This is a genomic window from Pseudomonas vanderleydeniana, from assembly GCF_014268755.2.
GTDB classification, from domain to species: domain Bacteria; phylum Pseudomonadota; class Gammaproteobacteria; order Pseudomonadales; family Pseudomonadaceae; genus Aquipseudomonas; species Aquipseudomonas vanderleydeniana.
Window position 1 is genome coordinate 6283612 of the sequence record NZ_CP077093.1, and the last position, 16253, is coordinate 6299864.

At 64.9% G+C, this 16253-nt stretch carries 16 protein-coding genes and 1 pseudogene; 4 read left to right on the top strand and 13 right to left on the bottom strand.

All coding sequences use genetic code 11. From position 1 onward, the window contains the following. Positions 1–234: 234 nt before the first annotated feature. The 6 genes from HU752_RS28295 to ddlA form a co-directional block, all read right to left on the bottom strand. Positions 235–1749, bottom strand: a complete 1515-nt coding sequence (locus tag HU752_RS28295; protein ID WP_186678712.1) for a DHA2 family efflux MFS transporter permease subunit — start codon at positions 1747–1749, stop codon at positions 235–237. Then, a complete protein-coding gene (locus HU752_RS28300; protein WP_186678715.1) occupies positions 1739–2881 on the bottom strand; it encodes an HlyD family secretion protein in 1143 nt (380 codons plus the stop codon). Before HU752_RS28300 ends, HU752_RS28295 begins: the two co-directional genes overlap by 11 nt. Then, complete coding sequence (locus HU752_RS28305) at positions 2878–4218, bottom strand: efflux transporter outer membrane subunit (RefSeq protein WP_367616543.1); 1341 nt, start codon at positions 4216–4218, stop codon at positions 2878–2880. The genes HU752_RS28300 and HU752_RS28305 overlap by 4 nt, the downstream gene beginning before the upstream one ends. Positions 4219–4444: 226 nt before the next feature. Then, positions 4445–5176, bottom strand: a complete 732-nt coding sequence (locus HU752_RS28310; protein ID WP_186678720.1) for an AraC family transcriptional regulator — start codon at positions 5174–5176, stop codon at positions 4445–4447. Between the two features lie 147 nt (positions 5177–5323). Then, a complete protein-coding gene (locus HU752_RS28315) occupies positions 5324–5830 on the bottom strand; it encodes a GNAT family N-acetyltransferase (RefSeq protein ID WP_186678722.1) in 507 nt (168 codons plus the stop codon). Positions 5831–5918: 88 nt separating this feature from the next. Next, positions 5919–7013, bottom strand: a complete 1095-nt coding sequence (gene ddlA / locus HU752_RS28320) for a D-alanine--D-alanine ligase (protein WP_186678724.1) — start codon at positions 7011–7013, stop codon at positions 5919–5921. Positions 7014–7154: 141 nt separating this feature from the next. On the opposite strand from ddlA, the gene HU752_RS28325 reads away from it, so the two are divergent. Further along, on the top strand, positions 7155–7877 hold the full coding sequence (locus tag HU752_RS28325) for a purine nucleoside phosphorylase YfiH/LACC1 family protein (RefSeq protein ID WP_186678726.1): 723 nt from the start codon (positions 7155–7157) through the stop codon (positions 7875–7877). An 18-nt stretch (positions 7878–7895) separates the two neighbouring features. On the opposite strand, the gene HU752_RS28330 is transcribed toward HU752_RS28325, so the two are convergent. Continuing rightward, on the bottom strand, positions 7896–8354 hold the full coding sequence (locus tag HU752_RS28330) for a carboxypeptidase regulatory-like domain-containing protein (protein ID WP_186678728.1): 459 nt from the start codon (positions 8352–8354) through the stop codon (positions 7896–7898). Between the two features lie 245 nt (positions 8355–8599). Continuing rightward, positions 8600–9487: a Dyp-type peroxidase gene (locus HU752_RS28335; protein WP_186678730.1), complete on the bottom strand. Its 888-nt coding sequence runs from the start codon at positions 9485–9487 to the stop codon at positions 8600–8602. 183 nt (positions 9488–9670) lie between these two features. Here HU752_RS28335 and HU752_RS28340 point away from each other — a divergent pair, with 183 nt between their 5' ends. After that, positions 9671–10153, top strand: coding sequence for a RidA family protein (locus tag HU752_RS28340; protein ID WP_186678732.1), 483 nt, complete (start codon positions 9671–9673; stop codon positions 10151–10153). Between the two features lie 36 nt (positions 10154–10189). Here the strand turns inward: HU752_RS28340 and HU752_RS32315 are convergent, their stop codons facing one another. Further along, the gene (locus HU752_RS32315) at positions 10190–10621 is read right to left on the bottom strand and encodes a methyl-accepting chemotaxis protein (RefSeq protein ID WP_420066342.1); all 432 of its coding nucleotides are present in this window, start codon (positions 10619–10621) and stop codon (positions 10190–10192) included. A 108-nt stretch (positions 10622–10729) separates the two neighbouring features. After that, positions 10730–11554: pseudogene (locus HU752_RS32320) on the bottom strand (PAS domain-containing protein); the annotation flags it as partial. A gap of 128 nt (positions 11555–11682) precedes the next feature. On the opposite strand from HU752_RS32320, the gene HU752_RS28350 reads away from it, so the two are divergent. Beyond that, on the top strand, positions 11683–11907 hold the full coding sequence (locus HU752_RS28350) for a DUF6555 family protein (protein ID WP_186678737.1): 225 nt from the start codon (positions 11683–11685) through the stop codon (positions 11905–11907). Here HU752_RS28350 and HU752_RS28355 read toward each other — a convergent pair. The 3 genes from HU752_RS28355 to HU752_RS28365 all read right to left on the bottom strand — a co-directional run bounded on the left by HU752_RS28355 (position 11888) and on the right by HU752_RS28365 (position 14350). After that, positions 11888–12586, bottom strand: coding sequence for a metallophosphoesterase (locus HU752_RS28355; protein WP_186678739.1), 699 nt, complete (start codon positions 12584–12586; stop codon positions 11888–11890). The two genes, HU752_RS28350 and HU752_RS28355, sit on opposite strands and share 20 nt — an antisense overlap. A 57-nt stretch (positions 12587–12643) precedes the next feature. Continuing rightward, a complete protein-coding gene (locus tag HU752_RS28360) occupies positions 12644–12928 on the bottom strand; it encodes a hypothetical protein (protein ID WP_186678741.1) in 285 nt (94 codons plus the stop codon). A gap of 108 nt (positions 12929–13036) precedes the next feature. Next, a complete protein-coding gene (locus tag HU752_RS28365) occupies positions 13037–14350 on the bottom strand; it encodes an MFS transporter (protein WP_186678743.1) in 1314 nt (437 codons plus the stop codon). A 323-nt stretch (positions 14351–14673) separates the two neighbouring features. On the opposite strand from HU752_RS28365, the gene HU752_RS28370 reads away from it, so the two are divergent. Beyond that, on the top strand, positions 14674–16092 hold the full coding sequence (locus HU752_RS28370) for a short-chain fatty acid transporter (protein ID WP_186678746.1): 1419 nt from the start codon (positions 14674–14676) through the stop codon (positions 16090–16092). Positions 16093–16253: the final 161 nt, after the last annotated feature.

Genomic DNA, 16253 nt, shown 5'->3' on the forward strand with positions numbered 1-16253 from the left:
AAGTGCGAGGCATGGATTGCAGAGAACGCCGCCCTAGAGGGAAGAACCTCTGGAAATCAGACAGCCAGGCTGCTGGCCTCTGCGCGAATGAGCCGCAGCGCCGACTCCCAAAAGGAGTGACCACACCCCCACCTTGTGGGAGCAGGACTCATCCGCGAATGAACCCGAAGCCCTGGCAGAAATCCAGGCGCTGCCACCGGGTTCAGCCCCCCTGATATTCCCTCACGGCTCGCTTCAGCTGCCTCCCTGCCGCCGCATCAGCAACGCCGCACAGGCACACCCCAGCAACGCCACACAGGCGACGAAAAAGGCATCGCCATAAGCCATCAACCACGACTGGTGCTGTATCGTCCTGCTCAGCACCGCCAGCGCCTGCTGCTGGTCCGGCAACCAGTCGCCCACCGTCGCTCCCAGGCGCTCCTGGAGCGCAGGGGCGAAAGCGTTCACCCCCTCGCCAATGCGCTCTGAATGAAAGCGCTCGCGCATCGCCACGATTTGCGTGAGTGCCGCCGTGCCCACTGCCCCACCGAGATTGCGCAGCATCGAGAACAGTGCCGAGGCCGAGCCGGCCTGGCGCTTGTCCAGCCCGGCCACCGCCAGCACCGACAAGGCGACCATGATGAACGGCTGGCCAATGCCGCGAACCACGGTGGAGGGAATGATCACGTTCGCCGCGCTGTCGGCATCCAGGAACGCTCCCAGCCAACAGCCCAGGGCCATGATCAGGAACCCGGTCGCCACCATGATCTTCGGACTCGACCAGCCCATCAGCCGCGGCATCAACGGCGCCAGCAGCAGTTGCACCACGCCGTAGGCAATCAGGCTGACGCCGATTTCATGGGCGTTGTAGCCCTGCACCTGGGAGAGATAGTTGGGCACCAGGAACACCAGCCCGAAGGTTGCCCCACCGAAGATGAACATCGCTACGCTGGCCACGCCAAAGTTGTAGTGTCCCAATAAGCGCAGGTTGATGAATGCACGTCGGCCAAAGAGCTGCGACAGCACGAACACCAGCAACGCAACACCCGCGGCCAGCGACAGCCAGCGAATCTCGCCGGAGCCGAACCAGTCCTTGCGTCCGCCTTCCTCCAGGACGATCTGCAAGCCACCCAGCCCCACCACCATGGCGCCGATACCCAGCCAGTCGCCCCGGCGCAACAGCGCCAGGTTCATCGGCTTGGCCTCGATTGCCCAGGCTACCGCCAGCAACAGGGCGATGCCGGGAAACAGTTGCAGATAGAAGATCCAGCGCCACGAATAGGCGTCGGTCAGCCAGCCGCCGATCGATGGCCCCGCCGCCTGCGCGACACTGTTGGCCAGGCTGAACAGTGCCATGCCCATGGCCATCCGGCTGGCCGGCAACTCGGTGATGATCAGCTGGAACGACAGCGGAATCAGCACCGCACCCGCCGCGCCCTGGACCACGCGGATGGCGATCATCACCGGCAGGTTCGGCGCCCAGGAACAGGCGATCGACGCCAGCAGGAAGATCAGCGAACCGGTCCACATCACCCGCCTCAGGGAGAACACTTCCACCAGCCAGGCGGTCAGCGGGATCATGATGATTTCCGCCACCAGGTAGGCGGTGGAGATCCACGAGCCCTCCTCGAAAGTGGCCCCCAGCGCGCCTTCGATTTCCGGCAACGCGGCGCTGGTGACGTGGACGTTCATGCCGGCCATGAAGCAGCCCAGCAGTCCGCCCATCACCGCGACCCAGGCGCGCGCTGAAACCGGCGCCTCAGCGCTCATTGCGCAACTCCCGAGGGTGGGTGTCAACGGTGGTGGTGACCGACATGCCGGGCAGTATCGGCAGCACTTCATTATCGGCATCGATCTGGATACGTACGGGGAAACGCTGGACGATCTTGGTGAAGTTGCCCGTCGCATTGTCCGACGGCAGCAATGCGAAGACGTTGCCTGAGCCCGGCGAAAAGCTGACGACCCGACCGCGCAGCGGACGGTGGCTGAAACTGTCGACATGGATCTCCACCGGCTGGCCGGGGCGCATGTCGGCCAATTGGGTTTCCTTGTAGTTGGCGACCACATAAGCCTGCCGCACCGGCACCACCGCCAGCATCGGCTGCCCGGCCACCAGGTACTGCCCGGCCCTGACCCGCCGCTGGCCGACCACGCCCTCGATCGGCGCACGGATCAGGGTGTCCTCGGCGTCCTGCCCGGCCAGCGTCGCCCGGGCGACGGCACTGGCGTGCGCGGCAACCTGCTGCTGGATCTCGGCGTCGGCCAGTTGCAGGCGCGCCCGCGATTCGCTCAACAGCGCCTGCTGGCGGCGCAGCCCGGCCTCGGCGCCCTGCAGGGCCGCCGTGGCCTGTTGGGCGCTGGCATTGGCAGTTTCCAGGCGTTGCACCGTCGCGGCGTTGTCCCGCGCCAGTCCCTGGTAACGCCGTCGATCCAGCTCGGCCCGCTGGTTCTCCGCCGCCGCACTGCGCACCTGCGCCTGGGCCACGGCGATGGCCTGCTGCTGCAAGCCGACGCGCTCGGCGGCGACCTGGCGGCTCGCTCGCCCGGCAACCAGCGCCGCCTGCGCCTCCGCGACGGCAGCCTGGGCCTGGGCCAGCCGGGCCTGGTAGTCACGGTCCTGCAGGCGCACCACCACATCGCCGGCCTTGACCGGCTGGTCGTCCTGTACCAGCACCTCGGCCACGTAACCGGGCACCCGCGCGCTGAGCGCCACCCAATCGGCGCGCACATAGGCATCGTCGGTGGTTTCCAGATAGCGTCCCGTGGTTGCCCACCAGCTTGCGAAAGCCAGCGCGCCGAGCACCGCGATAGCGCCACCGAGCAGCATCAGGCGCCGTCGCCGGACCTTCTTGCGCAATTGCTCGCCCTGGGCGAGGGTCTGTTCATCGACGGCAACGTTCATGGTTCTACTCCAACTTCGGGACTCGGTGGTTGCAGGGCCGCACGACTGACGGCAAGCGGCTGCCAGCCGCCACCCAGGGCCCGGAAAAGATTGACCTCGCTGCGCGCCAGCTCACCCCGGGCCTCGACCTCACGGCTGCGCACGCTCATCAGCTCACGCTCGCTGTCGAGCAGCTGCAGGGCGTCGACGGTGCCGGCGCGATAGTGGGTTTGCGCCAAGGCATAGCTGCGCTCGCTGTCCTGCAGGGCCGCCTGCAGCGCCGCCGCATGCTGGCGCTGGCCGTCGAACAGGGCGAGGGCCTGGCGCACATCGCCAAGGGCTGCGAGAACAGCCCCGCGAAAACCGGCCAACTGCCCCTGCGCCAATGCCTGGGCCCTGTCGACCCGCGCGCGGTTGGCCTTGATATTGGGAAACTCCCAGCTGATCAGCGGGCCGATACCGAACATCACCGAACGGCTATCACCCAGTTCGTGCAGCGACTGGGCCGACGAGGTCAGCGAGGCGCCGAAACTCACCTTGGGATAGAGGTCGGCGCTGGCGATCTCCGTCGCCAATACGGCGGCCTCCAGGGTGCGTCGGGCCTGGCGGATATCCGGGCGACGCTCGAGCAGATGCCAGCCGTCGCCAGCGGGCAGTGCCGCGGTGAGAGGGGGAATGGTCGCGCACTGCAGGTCGCTGCCGGTCGCCTGGCCGGTAAGCATGCCCAACTCATACAGCGCGACCCGCCGCCGAGCCTCCAGCAACGGCAGTTCGGCGCGCCAACGATCGCGCAGGCTGCGCAGGCGCAAGGTGTCCAGCTCGGTGGCGATACCGGCCTTGCGCTGGGTCTCGGTCAACTCAAGGCTGTGCTCCACGGTCTGCAACGAATGGTTCGTCACGTCCAACTGCGCGCCTGAGGTGCAATGATCCAGATAGGCCCGGCTGGTCTGCGCCGCGACGTTGATTCGCAGCAGATCGCGAGCATCGCTCGCCGCATCCGCCTGGACCCGTGCCCGCTCGATGGCGCGACGCACCTGGCCCCAGATGTCCACCTGGTAGGCCAGCTCGATGCCCGGTTCGAACGCCCACTGGGCCGGGGCGTGATTGTCCGTGGCCTGGGCCAGGGTCTGGTCGTTGGCGGTCCTGCCGTATGGCGCCGCGAAGCTCGCCTGCGTCGCCGGCCAGCGCTGCGCATCCAGCTCGCCGATGCCCGCCAGCATCGCCTGCACATTGGCGTCCGCCCGGGCCAGGTCCTGGTTATGCAGCAGGGCCTGCCGGACCAGCTTGTCGAGAACCGGGTCCTGGTACAGCTGCCACCAACGCTCGGGGAGCGGCTGGTCATTGGCGCCGACCGGCAGTGCCGTCAGCGGATTGCTGTCCAGGCCAGCGATCGACTGGGCCAAGGGGGAAGGAGCCGAGGTACCGCCACAGGCGGTCAACAAGGCGAACAGGACGCCAAGGGCCACGGGCCTGGCGCTGCGGGAGGGAAGTGAGTGCATCGACGGAATTCACAGTCAGAATCGTGAATCCCAGAGTAAGTGGCAGCCTAGGGGCGCTTCTCCCGTGATCGGGACAACCGCAGCATCAAACGGGACAACCTGCCGGCTCATTCATGCGGTACTGCCGGGGAGTGTGCCCCAGCTCACGCTTGAACACCGCCGCAAAGGCACTGGCGCTCTGGTAGCCGAACTCGAGCGCCACATCCAGGATCGACGCCCCCTGGGCCAGGCTCTGCTGGCTGAGCACCAGCCGCGCACGGGTTCGCCACTCGCCGAAGGACATCGCCAGCTCCCGCTGGAACAGCCGGGCGAAGGTTCGTGAACTCATGTTCAACTGCGCACCACACTGCTCCAGCGTCCACTCCTGCGCGGGCTGGTCGAGAAAGCGCGTGCACAAGGTACGCAGGCGGGCATCGCGGGGCGCCGGGATGTACAGGTCGACCTGCCGGGCCGACTGCAGCTCCAGCAGGATCAACGCACCGAGATGGTAGCACCGCTCCTCGCTGCCGCCCTGCGCCGAAGCGAGGATCAGTTCACGCAACAGGTTCGACACCTGGATCACCTGACACTGGACCGCCGCCACCGGATACAGCGCCGGATCGATCAGCAGCGTGCGCATGCGCACCTCGCCACTCATGCGAATCTCATGGGCGACACCGGCCGGCACCCACAGTGCATGGCCCGTCGGAATGGCCCAGCTGCCCTGCTCCGTGCACACATACATCACGCCACGGGTCGCATAGACCAACTGCGCCTCGTTGTGACAGTGACTGCCCACCACCTCGCCGTGCTGATAATCGCTGATCAGGGTCTGCATGCCTCGCCTCTCGCCCACGCCTTCCAGGTCTATTCGCTAGAACCTATGCTATCCAACAGCGGCGGCAGGCGATTGCCAAGATGTTCCATAACTCGTGAAAAACCGCATGAAAAATCTCAACATCCTTCAAAGTCGAGATTATCTGCCTCACTCGGCCTGATTAACGCTATCTGCGCGCTCACCTGCCCAACGCAACTGGATCAGTGCCACGCGCCGGCCCTTGAAGTCCTGACGCTCCTCGATGCCATAGGGCACGAATCCCAGCTTCGGATAGAACAACAGCCCTGCCAGGTTCTGGTTGAAACAGGACAGGCGCACTTCGCTGGCCTGATGGCGCTCCCGAGCCAGCCGGACCATCAGCCGGACCAGGTACTCGCCCACGCCCCGCCCACGGACATGCGGGGCGATGACCACATTGCCGATCGAGCACGTGCCGCCCTGCTCCCACTGGTAGAAGTTGGCGAAACCGACCACCTCGCCGTCCAGTTCGACCACGGTCGAATCCGAACGCTGGTCGATGGAGCCCTGCAACTGCTCCACGGTCAGCGGGTAGCGGGCCTTGGGGAAGAAGAAAAACAACTCTTCCTCGCCTTGGGCAAAACCACAGATCACGGGCAGGTCCCGTGCCTCGACCGGGCGATGACTCAACGACATGCTGTCCTCCTGACAAGGGGTATGGCAAACAGGTTGCGCCCAGACGTTAGCGTCAAGCCGTATCGGGGGTAAAGCCGTCCCTCCTGCATCAACGGCTGTGCTTCAACCCATGCCGCACCGCATGCCGCTCCAGCGCCAGCTCGATCAGGCGGCTGACCAGTTCGCTGTAGGTCATCCCCGCCGCCTGCCACAGCTTGGGGTACATGCTGATACGGGTGAAGCCCGGCAGCGAGTTGATTTCGTTGATCAGCACTTCGCCGCTGTCGGTCAGGAACACGTCGACACGGGCCAGGCCCGAGCAGCCGAGCACCTGGAACGCTTCGAGCGCCACGCTGCGGATACGCTCGCAGGCCTGCTCGCTGATGTCCGCCGGCACCACCACCTCGGCGGCCTGGGCGTCGATGTACTTGCTGTCGTAGGAATAGAAACCGCTGCGCACGACGATCTCGCCACAACCGCTGGCAATCGGCTGGTCATTGCCGAGGATCGCGCATTCGATTTCCCGGCCGCTGACCGCCGACTCGACCAGCACCTTCTCGTCGAACCCCAGGGCCAGCGCCATGGCTGCCTGGAACTGCTCGGCGTTTTCGACCTTGCTCACCCCCACCGACGAGCCCTGGTTCGCCGGCTTGATGAACATCGGCAGGCCAAGCTTCGCCCGGGCCTGGTCGAAGTCCAGGCGTGCCGCCGTGGCGCGGTTGACGGTGATGAACGGGGTCACCGCCAGGCCGGCGTCGCGCAGCAGGCGCTTGCTGATGTCCTTGTCCATGCACACCGCCGAGCCGAGGACATCGGAGCCCACGAACGGCAGGTCAGCCATGCGCAACAGACCCTGCAGGCAACCGTCTTCGCCGAGGGTGCCGTGGACGATCGGGAAGATCACGTCGACCTGGTCCAGCAGCGCCTGGCTGCCGGTCTCGACCAGCTGCTGGCCGATCTTGCCCGGCACCACCGCCAGCTCGCGGTTGGACTGGTTGAGCGCGATCAGCGCCGGATTCTCGGCATTGAGCAGGAAGTTGGAACTGTCGTTGAGGTGCCAGCGCCCCTGCTTGTCGATGCCGACCAGGACCGGCTCGAAGCGCTCGCGGTCCAGTGCATCGACCACGTTTTTCGCCGATTGCAGCGACACCTCATGCTCCGCGCCCAGCCCACCGAAAATGATCCCGACTCGCAACTTGCCCATCATCCCGCCTCGTTTCCAGAATAGGTTGCGGGGACCCCGCCCCGTTGTGCGCAGCCTATGCGCAAGACGCCGATCGTGCATCCCCAAAATCGACAATCCGGGTATGCTCGCCGCTTCCGATCGACACGTGGAGCCGCCATCGTGAGTGAGTACGCCAGCAACCTCAGCCAGATCCCGGGCATCCGCCACGGTTTTCTCAGCCAGGCCAACGAGGGATTGCCCGACGGGGTGTTCACCTGCAAGCAGATCCACAGCGCGATCCTGATCGAAGCGCCGGACAACCTGCCAGCCGGCTCGCTGCAGGGCGATGCGGTGTACACCGATGGCGAACGGCCGATCGCGGTGATTACCGCCGACTGCCTGCCCTTGCTGGTGGCGGCCGAGGACGGCTCGCTGGTGGCGGCCCTGCATGGTGGCTGGAAAGGCCTGCGCGGCGGCATCATCGGCAACGCCATCGCGCGTTTCGAGGCGCTGGAGATTCCCCGGCGGTCCCTGCGCATCGCCATCGGCCCGTCGATCAGGCCTTGCTGCTACGAAGTCAGCCAGGCGTTCGTCAGCGAGTTGCAGGAGAGCCAAGGCCCTCTCTGGGCCGAGAGTGCGGCACCCTGGACCCGCGAGCAACCGGCCCCCCTCTCGCCCCCCAGCCTGGCGCCTCCTGAAGCGAGGCAGGCGGGCAGCTTCTGGTTCGACTTGCAGGGCTATGCCCAACGGCTGCTGCGGGCAGCGGGAATCGCCGACTGGCAGGTGGAAACGAGCCCGACCTGCACCTACTGCTCGTCAGCGGACTTCTCCAGCTATCGACGCCGCACCCACGAAGCCGACCCGAGGAAAACCTTCCAGTACTCCTGGATCGGTCGCACCTGAGTTGACGGCGGCCATCACTCAATAGGCATCGTTCCAATGCACGTTGACGGTCTGGATGCCCTTGCCATCGATGACGACATTCTGCCGGCTTTCGCGCCCGTCATGACTGCCGATGACCTGGTAGTGCCCCATCGGTAGCTTCACGTAGACCAGCGGGCCGACCTGGATCAGGCTCAGCACCGACTCGCCACCAGACTTGTTGATCGTGATGTTCACATCGGCCAGGTACTTGTCCTGCGCGCCCGTGGAAGAAACGACGTGCAGGTTGTAGCCACGGGTCTGGGCCAGGGCCCTGAGTTCATCCTCGCCGATACCACCCGTGAGGTACTCCACGCCATTCTGCTGCTGCGGCGCCAATTGCACCGCCTCCATGTTGATCGGTTCACTGCTGACAGGCGCCGCCTGCGCCCGGATGACGCCCGTGGCCAGCAAGCCGACGGCCAGTGCCACGAACAGAGGGGAACGTACGGGTAACATGAGAAACACTCCCGGCCCCGACAGGGCCCGAGTCGCTCCCTTGCACGGTGGCAGGTAACGCCCGGAAACACCGCCGTCGCCGCCAGGGACCAGACACGCAGCCGGCAGGCGGGCCAAGGGAGCGAATGCATCGCCGACCGGGTTCTGCTGCGCGCGAGTTACTCTACAAGTCTAGTCCACGAGCCGAAAAAAACGCCGGAGGCTGGGCATCCGGCGTTTTTCTACACAAATGTGAACGGCTCGGTTTAACCGGCCAGCAGCACGCTCAGGTCAAGACGCCCCTCCTTGAGCGGCGGGCACCAGTAGTAACCCCCGGTGATCGGCCGGCTGAAGCGGTACAGGGCATCGGTGATCCCGTCATCCAGCCCGCTCATGCGCCGCAGCTGGGCCTCGAAGGCCTCGAAGGTGCGCCCGAAGGCGACGAACATCAGGCCGGCGCCCTGTTCGTTCGACCACGGCATCGAGCGACGCACGACGAACGCCTCGGGGGCGAAGCTTTCCTGGGCGGTACGCTTGACGTGAGCCGACTCCGGGGCGTCGTCCAGTTCCTCGTTGTCGCTCTTGCGACGGCCCATGATGTTGTCCTGCTCATGCGCCGGCAGGGCGGCAAAACCGTCCAGGTCGTGCTTCCATTGCTGGATCGCGGCAAAGCTGCCACCGCGCAGGCCGGCCACATCGCCCGCGGCGATACCCGCCTCGACGGCCGCCTCATCCACCGGGTTCTCGGTGCCGTCTTCGTAGCCGGTCAGGTCATGGCCGGTCTTGTGACGGAAGGCCTCGGTCATCTGCACCAGACTCAACGCCGGCGCCAACGCCTGCTCCAGTTCGCGGCTGCGATGCAGCAGCTCGCCGCGGTCCTCGCCATGCAGCCAGCACCACAGCGCATGCTGGGTCGACGGGTTGTCCACCCCGGCGCCACTGATGACCGGAAAAGCCTTCAGCCCCTCGACATGAGCACCCAGCGCCTGCACCAGCGACTCACCAAAACCGACCACGGCGTTTTTCCCATCGACCAGCCGGACCAGGCTGTCGAGCGCAGCCGGCAGGGCCTCGGCGGACTCCAGGGCGAAAAACAGATGGCGTGCCTGCGAGGGCACAGGCTTGGCGAGAATGCCGGGCTGGTAGTAGCTCATGGGAACTCCTTTGGGAAAGGCGGAAGTTTACCTGTGTTGCAACGAGCGCGCTTGTGTGGAAGCGTTTCCCGGAGATGATTGAGCGTTTGCGAGCCGTGTGATCTGATGCAGGTCGAACCCAGCCCAGCCGGGCTGGCCAGGCCAAACGCCACTCGCCACTCGCCACTCGCCAGGACAATAACGATGCCGCAATCGAGAAACGAACGCTTCGCCCGGATCGCCGATCAGCTCGGCCACAGCTTCGAAGGTGAAATGAAGATTGGCGGCAATTATGTGCCGGCGGTACAGAACGATCTCGAGATCTACGTCAGCGGGCAGATTCCGCGGATCGACAACACGGTGAGGGTGACCGGCCGCGTCGGCGCACAGACCAGCCTGGAACAGGCCCGGCACGGTGCGCAGATCAGCACCATGCGGGCCCTGGCGATTCTGCGGCAGATGCTCGATGGGGACCTGGAACGGATTCGCCGGATCCTGCGCATCAACGTCTATGTGCAAAGCGCCGAGGACTTCACCCAGCAGAGCGAAGTCGCCGACGGCGCCTCGGAAGTGCTCTACAGCGTCTTCGGTGAAGCTGGCGTGCACACCCGGACCTCGGTCGGGGTGTACCAGTTGCCGAAAAACGCTTCGGTCGAAATCGACATGGTGGTGGCCCTCCAGCCCTGAGGGCCCACGAGCGGCGCTCTACAGGCCGGCGCGCTATCAGGTGCTCAGCTGATTGGCGAATTGCCCAACCGCGCTGACCACCCGCTGGGCCCCATCCTGGATCTCGACGATCACCGTGCCCGCCTCGGCCGCCAGCGCCAGGCCCTCCTCGGCCTGGGTCTTGCCGCTGTTCATCAGCGACACCGCATCACGGGCCATGTCCTGGTTCTGGCGCACCACCGTGACGATCTCGTCGGTCGCCTGGCTGGTGCGTGAGGCCAACTGGCGCACCTCGTCGGCCACCACCGCGAACCCACGGCCCTGTTCGCCGGCCCGCGCCGCCTCGATCGCCGCGTTCAGCGCCAGCAGGTTGGTCTGTTCGGCAATGCCACTGATGGTCTTGACGATGGTACCGATCACCTGGGACTGGGCATTGAGCGCCTCGATCCCCTCGCCGGCGTGCTGCATGTGCTGGGCCAGGTCGCGCATCACGTCGACGGCCTGGGTCACCACGGAGGTACCGCGCTGGGCGCTGGCGTCGGTCTGCAGCGAGGTGCTGTAGGCGATGTTCGCCGCCTCGGCCACGGCCTGCTCCTGGTTCACCTGGTCGGTGATCACGGTGGCGAACTTCACCACCTTGTACAACCGCTCATTGGAGTCGAGCACCGGGTTATAGGAAGCCTCCAGCCAGACCACCCGACCATGGCTGTCCACGCGCTTGAAGCGCCCGACGATGAATTCGCCGGCGTTCAGGCGTTTCCAGAACGCCTGGTACTCGGGGCTGTGGGCCTCGCCAGGCTCGCAGAAGATGGAATGGTGCTTGCCCTTGATCTGCGCCAGGCTGTAGCCCATGCCATCGAGGAAACGGTCATTGGCGGTCAGGACGTCACCGGCCAGGTTGAATTCGATCACGGCCGTGGAACGCAACAACGCACCGATCAGGTTCTCGTGCTCGCGGGAACTCTCGATGGTTCGGGTCAGGTCGTTGGAATAGATCGAGAAATGCTGGACGCGGCCATCGGAACCACGAATCGGCTGCATGATCGAGCGCAGCCACGCTTCCTGGCCATTGCCACGCAGCAGGCGAATGGCACCGCTGAAATGTTCGGCACGGCTCAGGGCATTCTTGAAGCGCTGGTGGAAGTCCGAGTTCTTCAGGTACGCCGGCACGAAATCATCGATCGGGTGCCCCAGCAGCGCGCTGCTCTGGTAGAGCATTTCCTGGGTGAAGTTCTGGTTGACGGAATGGATACGGCCATCGGCGTCCAGGGTGAGCACGAGCATTTCCTGTTCAAGGCTTTCCCTGACCTGTTGAAGACTCGACAATTCTTCACGAAGAGCCGACAGCTCCTGCTTCAAGCGTTTGTTGAACATGGCATGCACCGATGGCAAAAGGGAAATACGGCTATCTGTCCTTGCCATCGGCTACCGAGGGCTTTTCTGAAGGACTTTTCCGAGTTATTTGCTGCGATAAACCGTCGGGCTGATCGACGGAATTTTTCCGGCAACGGGGGATCACTTTCAAAACAACAGGGAGGAGTTCCAGATCCATGAGCACGGCAAAGCTGTTCGTTATCGATTACACCCTTCACGGTACCCCCAAGTCCTTCATCATCCGCTGCGAGCGCATGGACAACGCCGAAGCCTGGCACTGGGCCAGTTGCGACGCCGGTGTCGGTCGAATCGGTCGGTTCGGCCGCGAACGGGTGAAAAAGACCAGTAAACCCACGGCCGAGAAGTTCGGCATCGAAGCCGTCAGTTGGCGTCAGGCCTGACGAACCCCAGGCTGTCCAGTTCCACCAGCGTGAAACAACCGTTGCCCCAGCCACCCGTGTCAATATGATAGACATTCCCCAGCACGGTGGGCTGGCGCTGCGTGGTGTGCCCGACCATTACCGCCCGGACCTCGCGAATGCCGCTGGCGTCATGGTTTCTCACACGGCTGCGGGACCACTGGCAGACCTCCTCCACCGCGATGTCCGCCTGGACGCCACCCAGCAGGTATTCACGCAGGGCACTCCAGCTCGCAAAGGGGCTGTCGGCGTGCACGATCCCCACCGGTCCGAGCCGGGTCTCGACCTCCAGCGCAATCGGCAGTCGGGCGAAGCGGTCGGCGAACAGACGCTGGTCCTGCGGGCTGCTGTCGATGAACCAGCCACCGCCACTGGCGCGATACATTTCCGGGTCCGGCAACAGTCCCTGGGCATACTGGATCGCCAGCGCCTCGTGGTTGCCCTGGACCGCCGCGAACCATGGCCGCGCCAGCCACTCCAGGGCCAGCTCGCTCTGTGGTCCACGGTCGACCAAATCACCGACGCTGAACAGGCGGTCACGGGCGGGATCGAAGTCCAGGCGGTCCAATGCAGCCTGCAGGCGGGTGAAATGGCCGTGGATATCACCCACGGCGAAATCCCGGCCCCGGGCATTGAGCGGATAGTGTGCAAATCCAGCCATGGGCCGTTGATCCTCTACCGAAACCGGCCTCTTAGGCAGGCGTGCACGAGCGGTGGCTCAGAACACCCAGACCGGCAGGTGCCGCTTGAGTGGCAGTTCCTCGAAACTGTCTGCCAAGGGTACACCTTCCACCTGCCGTTGATAGTGGACCGTGCGAAACACCGCACTCCTGAATGAAGAGGTTTCAAGCCCATGAGCCGCCTGCATCACCGGCGTGATCGTCGGCGCCGCCCGGATGCGCAGCACCTGCCCGGGGCGAGCCCCGTCCATCGAATCGGTGACGGGCGTCACCAGGGAACAGCCGAGGGCAACGCCGACGGCCAGAAGGACACGAAAATCCATTTCGATATGCCTCTTGGGAAAGAAACCCGAACCAGCGCCGCCACTCCGTGCGTTGCCCTGTCCGGGATACCGTAACCTCCTCGAAAAACCGTTGCCGCCTGGCGGGCCTCAATGCCCGGTACAGGCCTGCGAATCGGCACTCATGGCGATCCGTCCGCCAAAATACAAGGCGGCGAACGAACCGACCGCTCCCATCACCAGGCAATACCCCACGCAGACCCAGGGGCTCCAGGGCATCAGGCTGATCAGCAGCAGCGGTGTCGTACTCGCCCATAAGGCGTAGGCAATATTGTAGGTGAACGAGATACCGGACACACGGATGCGACTGGGAAACAACCCGACCATCACCGACGGTACCGCCCCGACCACACCACAGGCCAGGCCGGCCAGGGCATAGGCCAGGTTGATCCAGGTCCCGCCACTGATCAGGCAGGCGTACAGCAGGCCGATGCCCACCGGCAGCAACAGGCTGTAGAACAGCACGGCGCGCCAGGCGCCGATCCGGTCGGCCAGCAGGCCGGCCAATACACAACCGATGTTCAGGAACACGATCCCCAGGCTACTCAGGGCGAAGGTATGGCTGGCGCTCATGCCGAAGCTCTTCTGCATGACGGTCGGGGTGATCACCACCAGCACCACCACGGCCGAAGTCAGTACGCAGGTCAGCAGCATCGCCGGGAAAATCGAGCGCCGGTGGTCACGCAGCACCGTGCGCAAGGGCAGCTCGCCGCCCGCCTCACGCTGGGCCTGCAAGGCCATGAACACCGGGGTCTCGCTGAGCCAGCGCCGCAGCCAGACGCCAATCACACCGAACACCCCGCCGAGCAGGAACGGGAAGCGCCAGGCGAAATCGAGAATTTCCGCCGGGCTGTAGACCCGCGCCAGCAAGGTCGCGGTCAGTGCACCCAGCAGATAGCCGAACGTCAGCCCGGCCTGCAGCACGCCCAGGGCATAGCCTCGGTGCGTGGGGGGCGCATGCTCGGCGACGAATACCCAGGCACTCGGCACCTCGCCCCCGACGGCCGCGCCCTGCAGCACCCGCAGCAGCAACAGCAGCAACGGCGCCCAGTAACCGATCTGGGCGTAGGTCGGCATCACCCCGATCAGCAGGCAGGGCAAGGCCATCATCAGGATGCTCAGGCTGAACACCCGCTTGCGCCCCAGGCGGTCGGCGAAATGCGCCATGAGGATCCCGCCCAGGGGCCGCGCCAGGTAGCCGGTGACAAAAATCCCGAAGCTCTGCAGCAGCCGCATCCACTCGGGCATCTCCGGCGGGAAGAACAACTGGCTGAGGGTCAGGGCGAAAAATACGAAAATGATGAAATCGTAGATTTCCAGCGCTCCGCCCAATGCCGCCAGGCCCAGGGTCTTGTAGTCGGCCCGGGAGAAGCGGCGGTTTCGCGGATAGGCATCAACGGTCATAGGGCACTCGGAATAACCTTTTCGGAGGCAGCCGCAGGGCTGCCCGAGCTGTACGAAAAATAGACAAGCGCATCGGGTCATGAACCATCGCGCAGGAGGCAAAGGTTAGTGCACTCGATGGTGACTACAACCTGGAACCCGTCATTGGGTCACTTTTTAGCAGAAATATGCGTACCGGGTTCCGTTTTTCGACAGCCCGTGCCAATCCGTACGCAATTGCAACACTTTGCAGCGCGCGACGAATACCGCATTCTTGAGCGGTTCCGGCCACCTCCACCGGAGGCGGCTCTCCTCTTACAAACATAAGAAAACGAGGTACTTCCGTGGCTGCCGATATCGATGAAAGCCGCTATGCCCGCTTTGCCCTGCGCTGCTCGAACTGGGCTGAGCGCTGGTTTCCCGACTCCTGGGTATTCGCCGCACTGGCCGTGATCGTCGTCACCCTGGGTACCCTGGCCATGGGTGCCAAGCCGACCGATGCCGCCATGGCCTTCGGCGACGGTTTCTGGAGCCTGATTCCGTTCACCATGCAGATGGCCTTCGTGGTCATCGGTGGTTATGTGGTCGCCAGCTCGCCGCCTGCAGTGAAACTGATCGACCGCCTGGCGCGCATTCCCGGCAACGGTCGCTCTGCCGTGGCCTGGGTGGCGCTGATCTCGATGGTCGCCTCGCTGCTCAACTGGGGCCTTTCGCTGGTGTTCGGGGGACTGCTGGTACGTGCCCTGGCCCGGCGCACCGACCTGCACATGGACTACCGCGCCGCCGGCGCCGCCGCCTACCTCGGTCTCGGCGCGGTGTGGGCCCTGGGCCTGTCGTCGTCCGCCGCGCAGTTGCAGGCCAACCCGGCCAGCCTGCCGCCATCGATCCTGTCGATCACGGGGGTCATTCCCTTCACCCAGACCATTTTCCTCTGGCAGTCCGGCGCACTGCTGCTGGCGCTGATCGTGGTCTCGCTGGTGGTGGCCTATGCCACCGCCCCGGGCCCGAACTCGGCCCGTGATGCCAAGGCCTGCGGCGTCGACCCGAGCTTTAACCTGCCACCACTGAGCCCACGCACCCGCCCCGGCGAGTGGCTGGAACACAGCCCGCTGCTGACCCTGCTGCTGGCGTTGCTGGCCGCCGGCTGGCTGTTCCATGAGTTCTCGACCAAGCCGGCGATCAGCGCGATCTCGGGGCTCAATACTTACAACTTCCTGTTCCTGATGGCCGGCGCCCTGCTGCACTGGCGCCCGCGCAGCTTCCTCGATGCGGTGTCGCGGGCCGTACCGACCACCACCGGGGTGCTGATCCAATTCCCGTTGTACGGCTCGATCGCCGCGCTGATGACCACGGTCAAGGGCACCGATGCCCAAACCCTGGCACACCACATCTCGACCTTTTTCACCCAGATCGCCTCCCACGACAGCTATGCCCTGCTGATGGGCGTGTACTCGGCGGTGCTGGGCTTCTTCATCCCGTCCGGCGGTGGCAAGTGGATCATCGAAGCGCCCTACGTGATGCAGGTCGCCAACGAGCTCAAGTACCACCTGGGCTGGGCAGTGCAGATCTACAACGCGGCCGAGGCCCTGCCGAACCTGATCAACCCGTTCTACATGCTGCCGCTGCTGGGTGTGCTGGGCCTGAAAGCGCGGGACCTGATCGGCTTTTCCTTCGTGCAGTTGCTGGTGCATGCGCCGCTGGTGCTGGTCCTGCTGTGGGCATTGGGGACGACCCTGGCCTATAGCGGGCCGGTGATGCCATAACGGAATGCACCCTGGCTGACCCGTGCCGACAGGATGGGCATGGGTCAGCCTGCACGCGCTGCCCTTCGGCATAACGCCAGCCCTTTCCTCCGCTTCGCCAACAGGCATACTGGAAGGCCCGACGCAGAGCGGCGGTCGCCGTTCTGTCATATTGCGTTGCT

Excerpts from the sequence above, each read along its gene's own strand:
- HU752_RS28340 (WP_186678732.1), top strand. The coding sequence starts at position 9,671 with ATGCCGCAATCGAGAAACGAACGCTTCGCCCGGATCGCCGATCAGCTC.
- HU752_RS28315 (WP_186678722.1), bottom strand. The coding sequence starts at position 5,830 with ATGTCGTTGAGTCATCGCCCGGTCGAGGCACGGGACCTGCCCGTGATC.
- HU752_RS28355 (WP_186678739.1), bottom strand. The coding sequence starts at position 12,586 with ATGGCTGGATTTGCACACTATCCGCTCAATGCCCGGGGCCGGGATTTC.
- HU752_RS28330 (WP_186678728.1), bottom strand. The coding sequence starts at position 8,354 with ATGTTACCCGTACGTTCCCCTCTGTTCGTGGCACTGGCCGTCGGCTTG.
- HU752_RS28365 (WP_186678743.1), bottom strand. The coding sequence starts at position 14,350 with ATGACCGTTGATGCCTATCCGCGAAACCGCCGCTTCTCCCGGGCCGAC.
- HU752_RS28360 (WP_186678741.1), bottom strand. The coding sequence starts at position 12,928 with ATGGATTTTCGTGTCCTTCTGGCCGTCGGCGTTGCCCTCGGCTGTTCC.
- HU752_RS28310 (WP_186678720.1), bottom strand. The coding sequence starts at position 5,176 with ATGCAGACCCTGATCAGCGATTATCAGCACGGCGAGGTGGTGGGCAGT.
- HU752_RS28350 (WP_186678737.1), top strand. The coding sequence starts at position 11,683 with ATGAGCACGGCAAAGCTGTTCGTTATCGATTACACCCTTCACGGTACC.
- ddlA (WP_186678724.1), bottom strand. The coding sequence starts at position 7,013 with ATGGGCAAGTTGCGAGTCGGGATCATTTTCGGTGGGCTGGGCGCGGAG.
- HU752_RS28335 (WP_186678730.1), bottom strand. The coding sequence starts at position 9,487 with ATGAGCTACTACCAGCCCGGCATTCTCGCCAAGCCTGTGCCCTCGCAG.
- HU752_RS32315 (WP_420066342.1), bottom strand. The coding sequence starts at position 10,621 with ATGCGCGACCTGGCCCAGCACATGCAGCACGCCGGCGAGGGGATCGAG.
- HU752_RS28300 (WP_186678715.1), bottom strand. The coding sequence starts at position 2,881 with ATGAACGTTGCCGTCGATGAACAGACCCTCGCCCAGGGCGAGCAATTG.
- HU752_RS28295 (WP_186678712.1), bottom strand. The coding sequence starts at position 1,749 with ATGAGCGCTGAGGCGCCGGTTTCAGCGCGCGCCTGGGTCGCGGTGATG.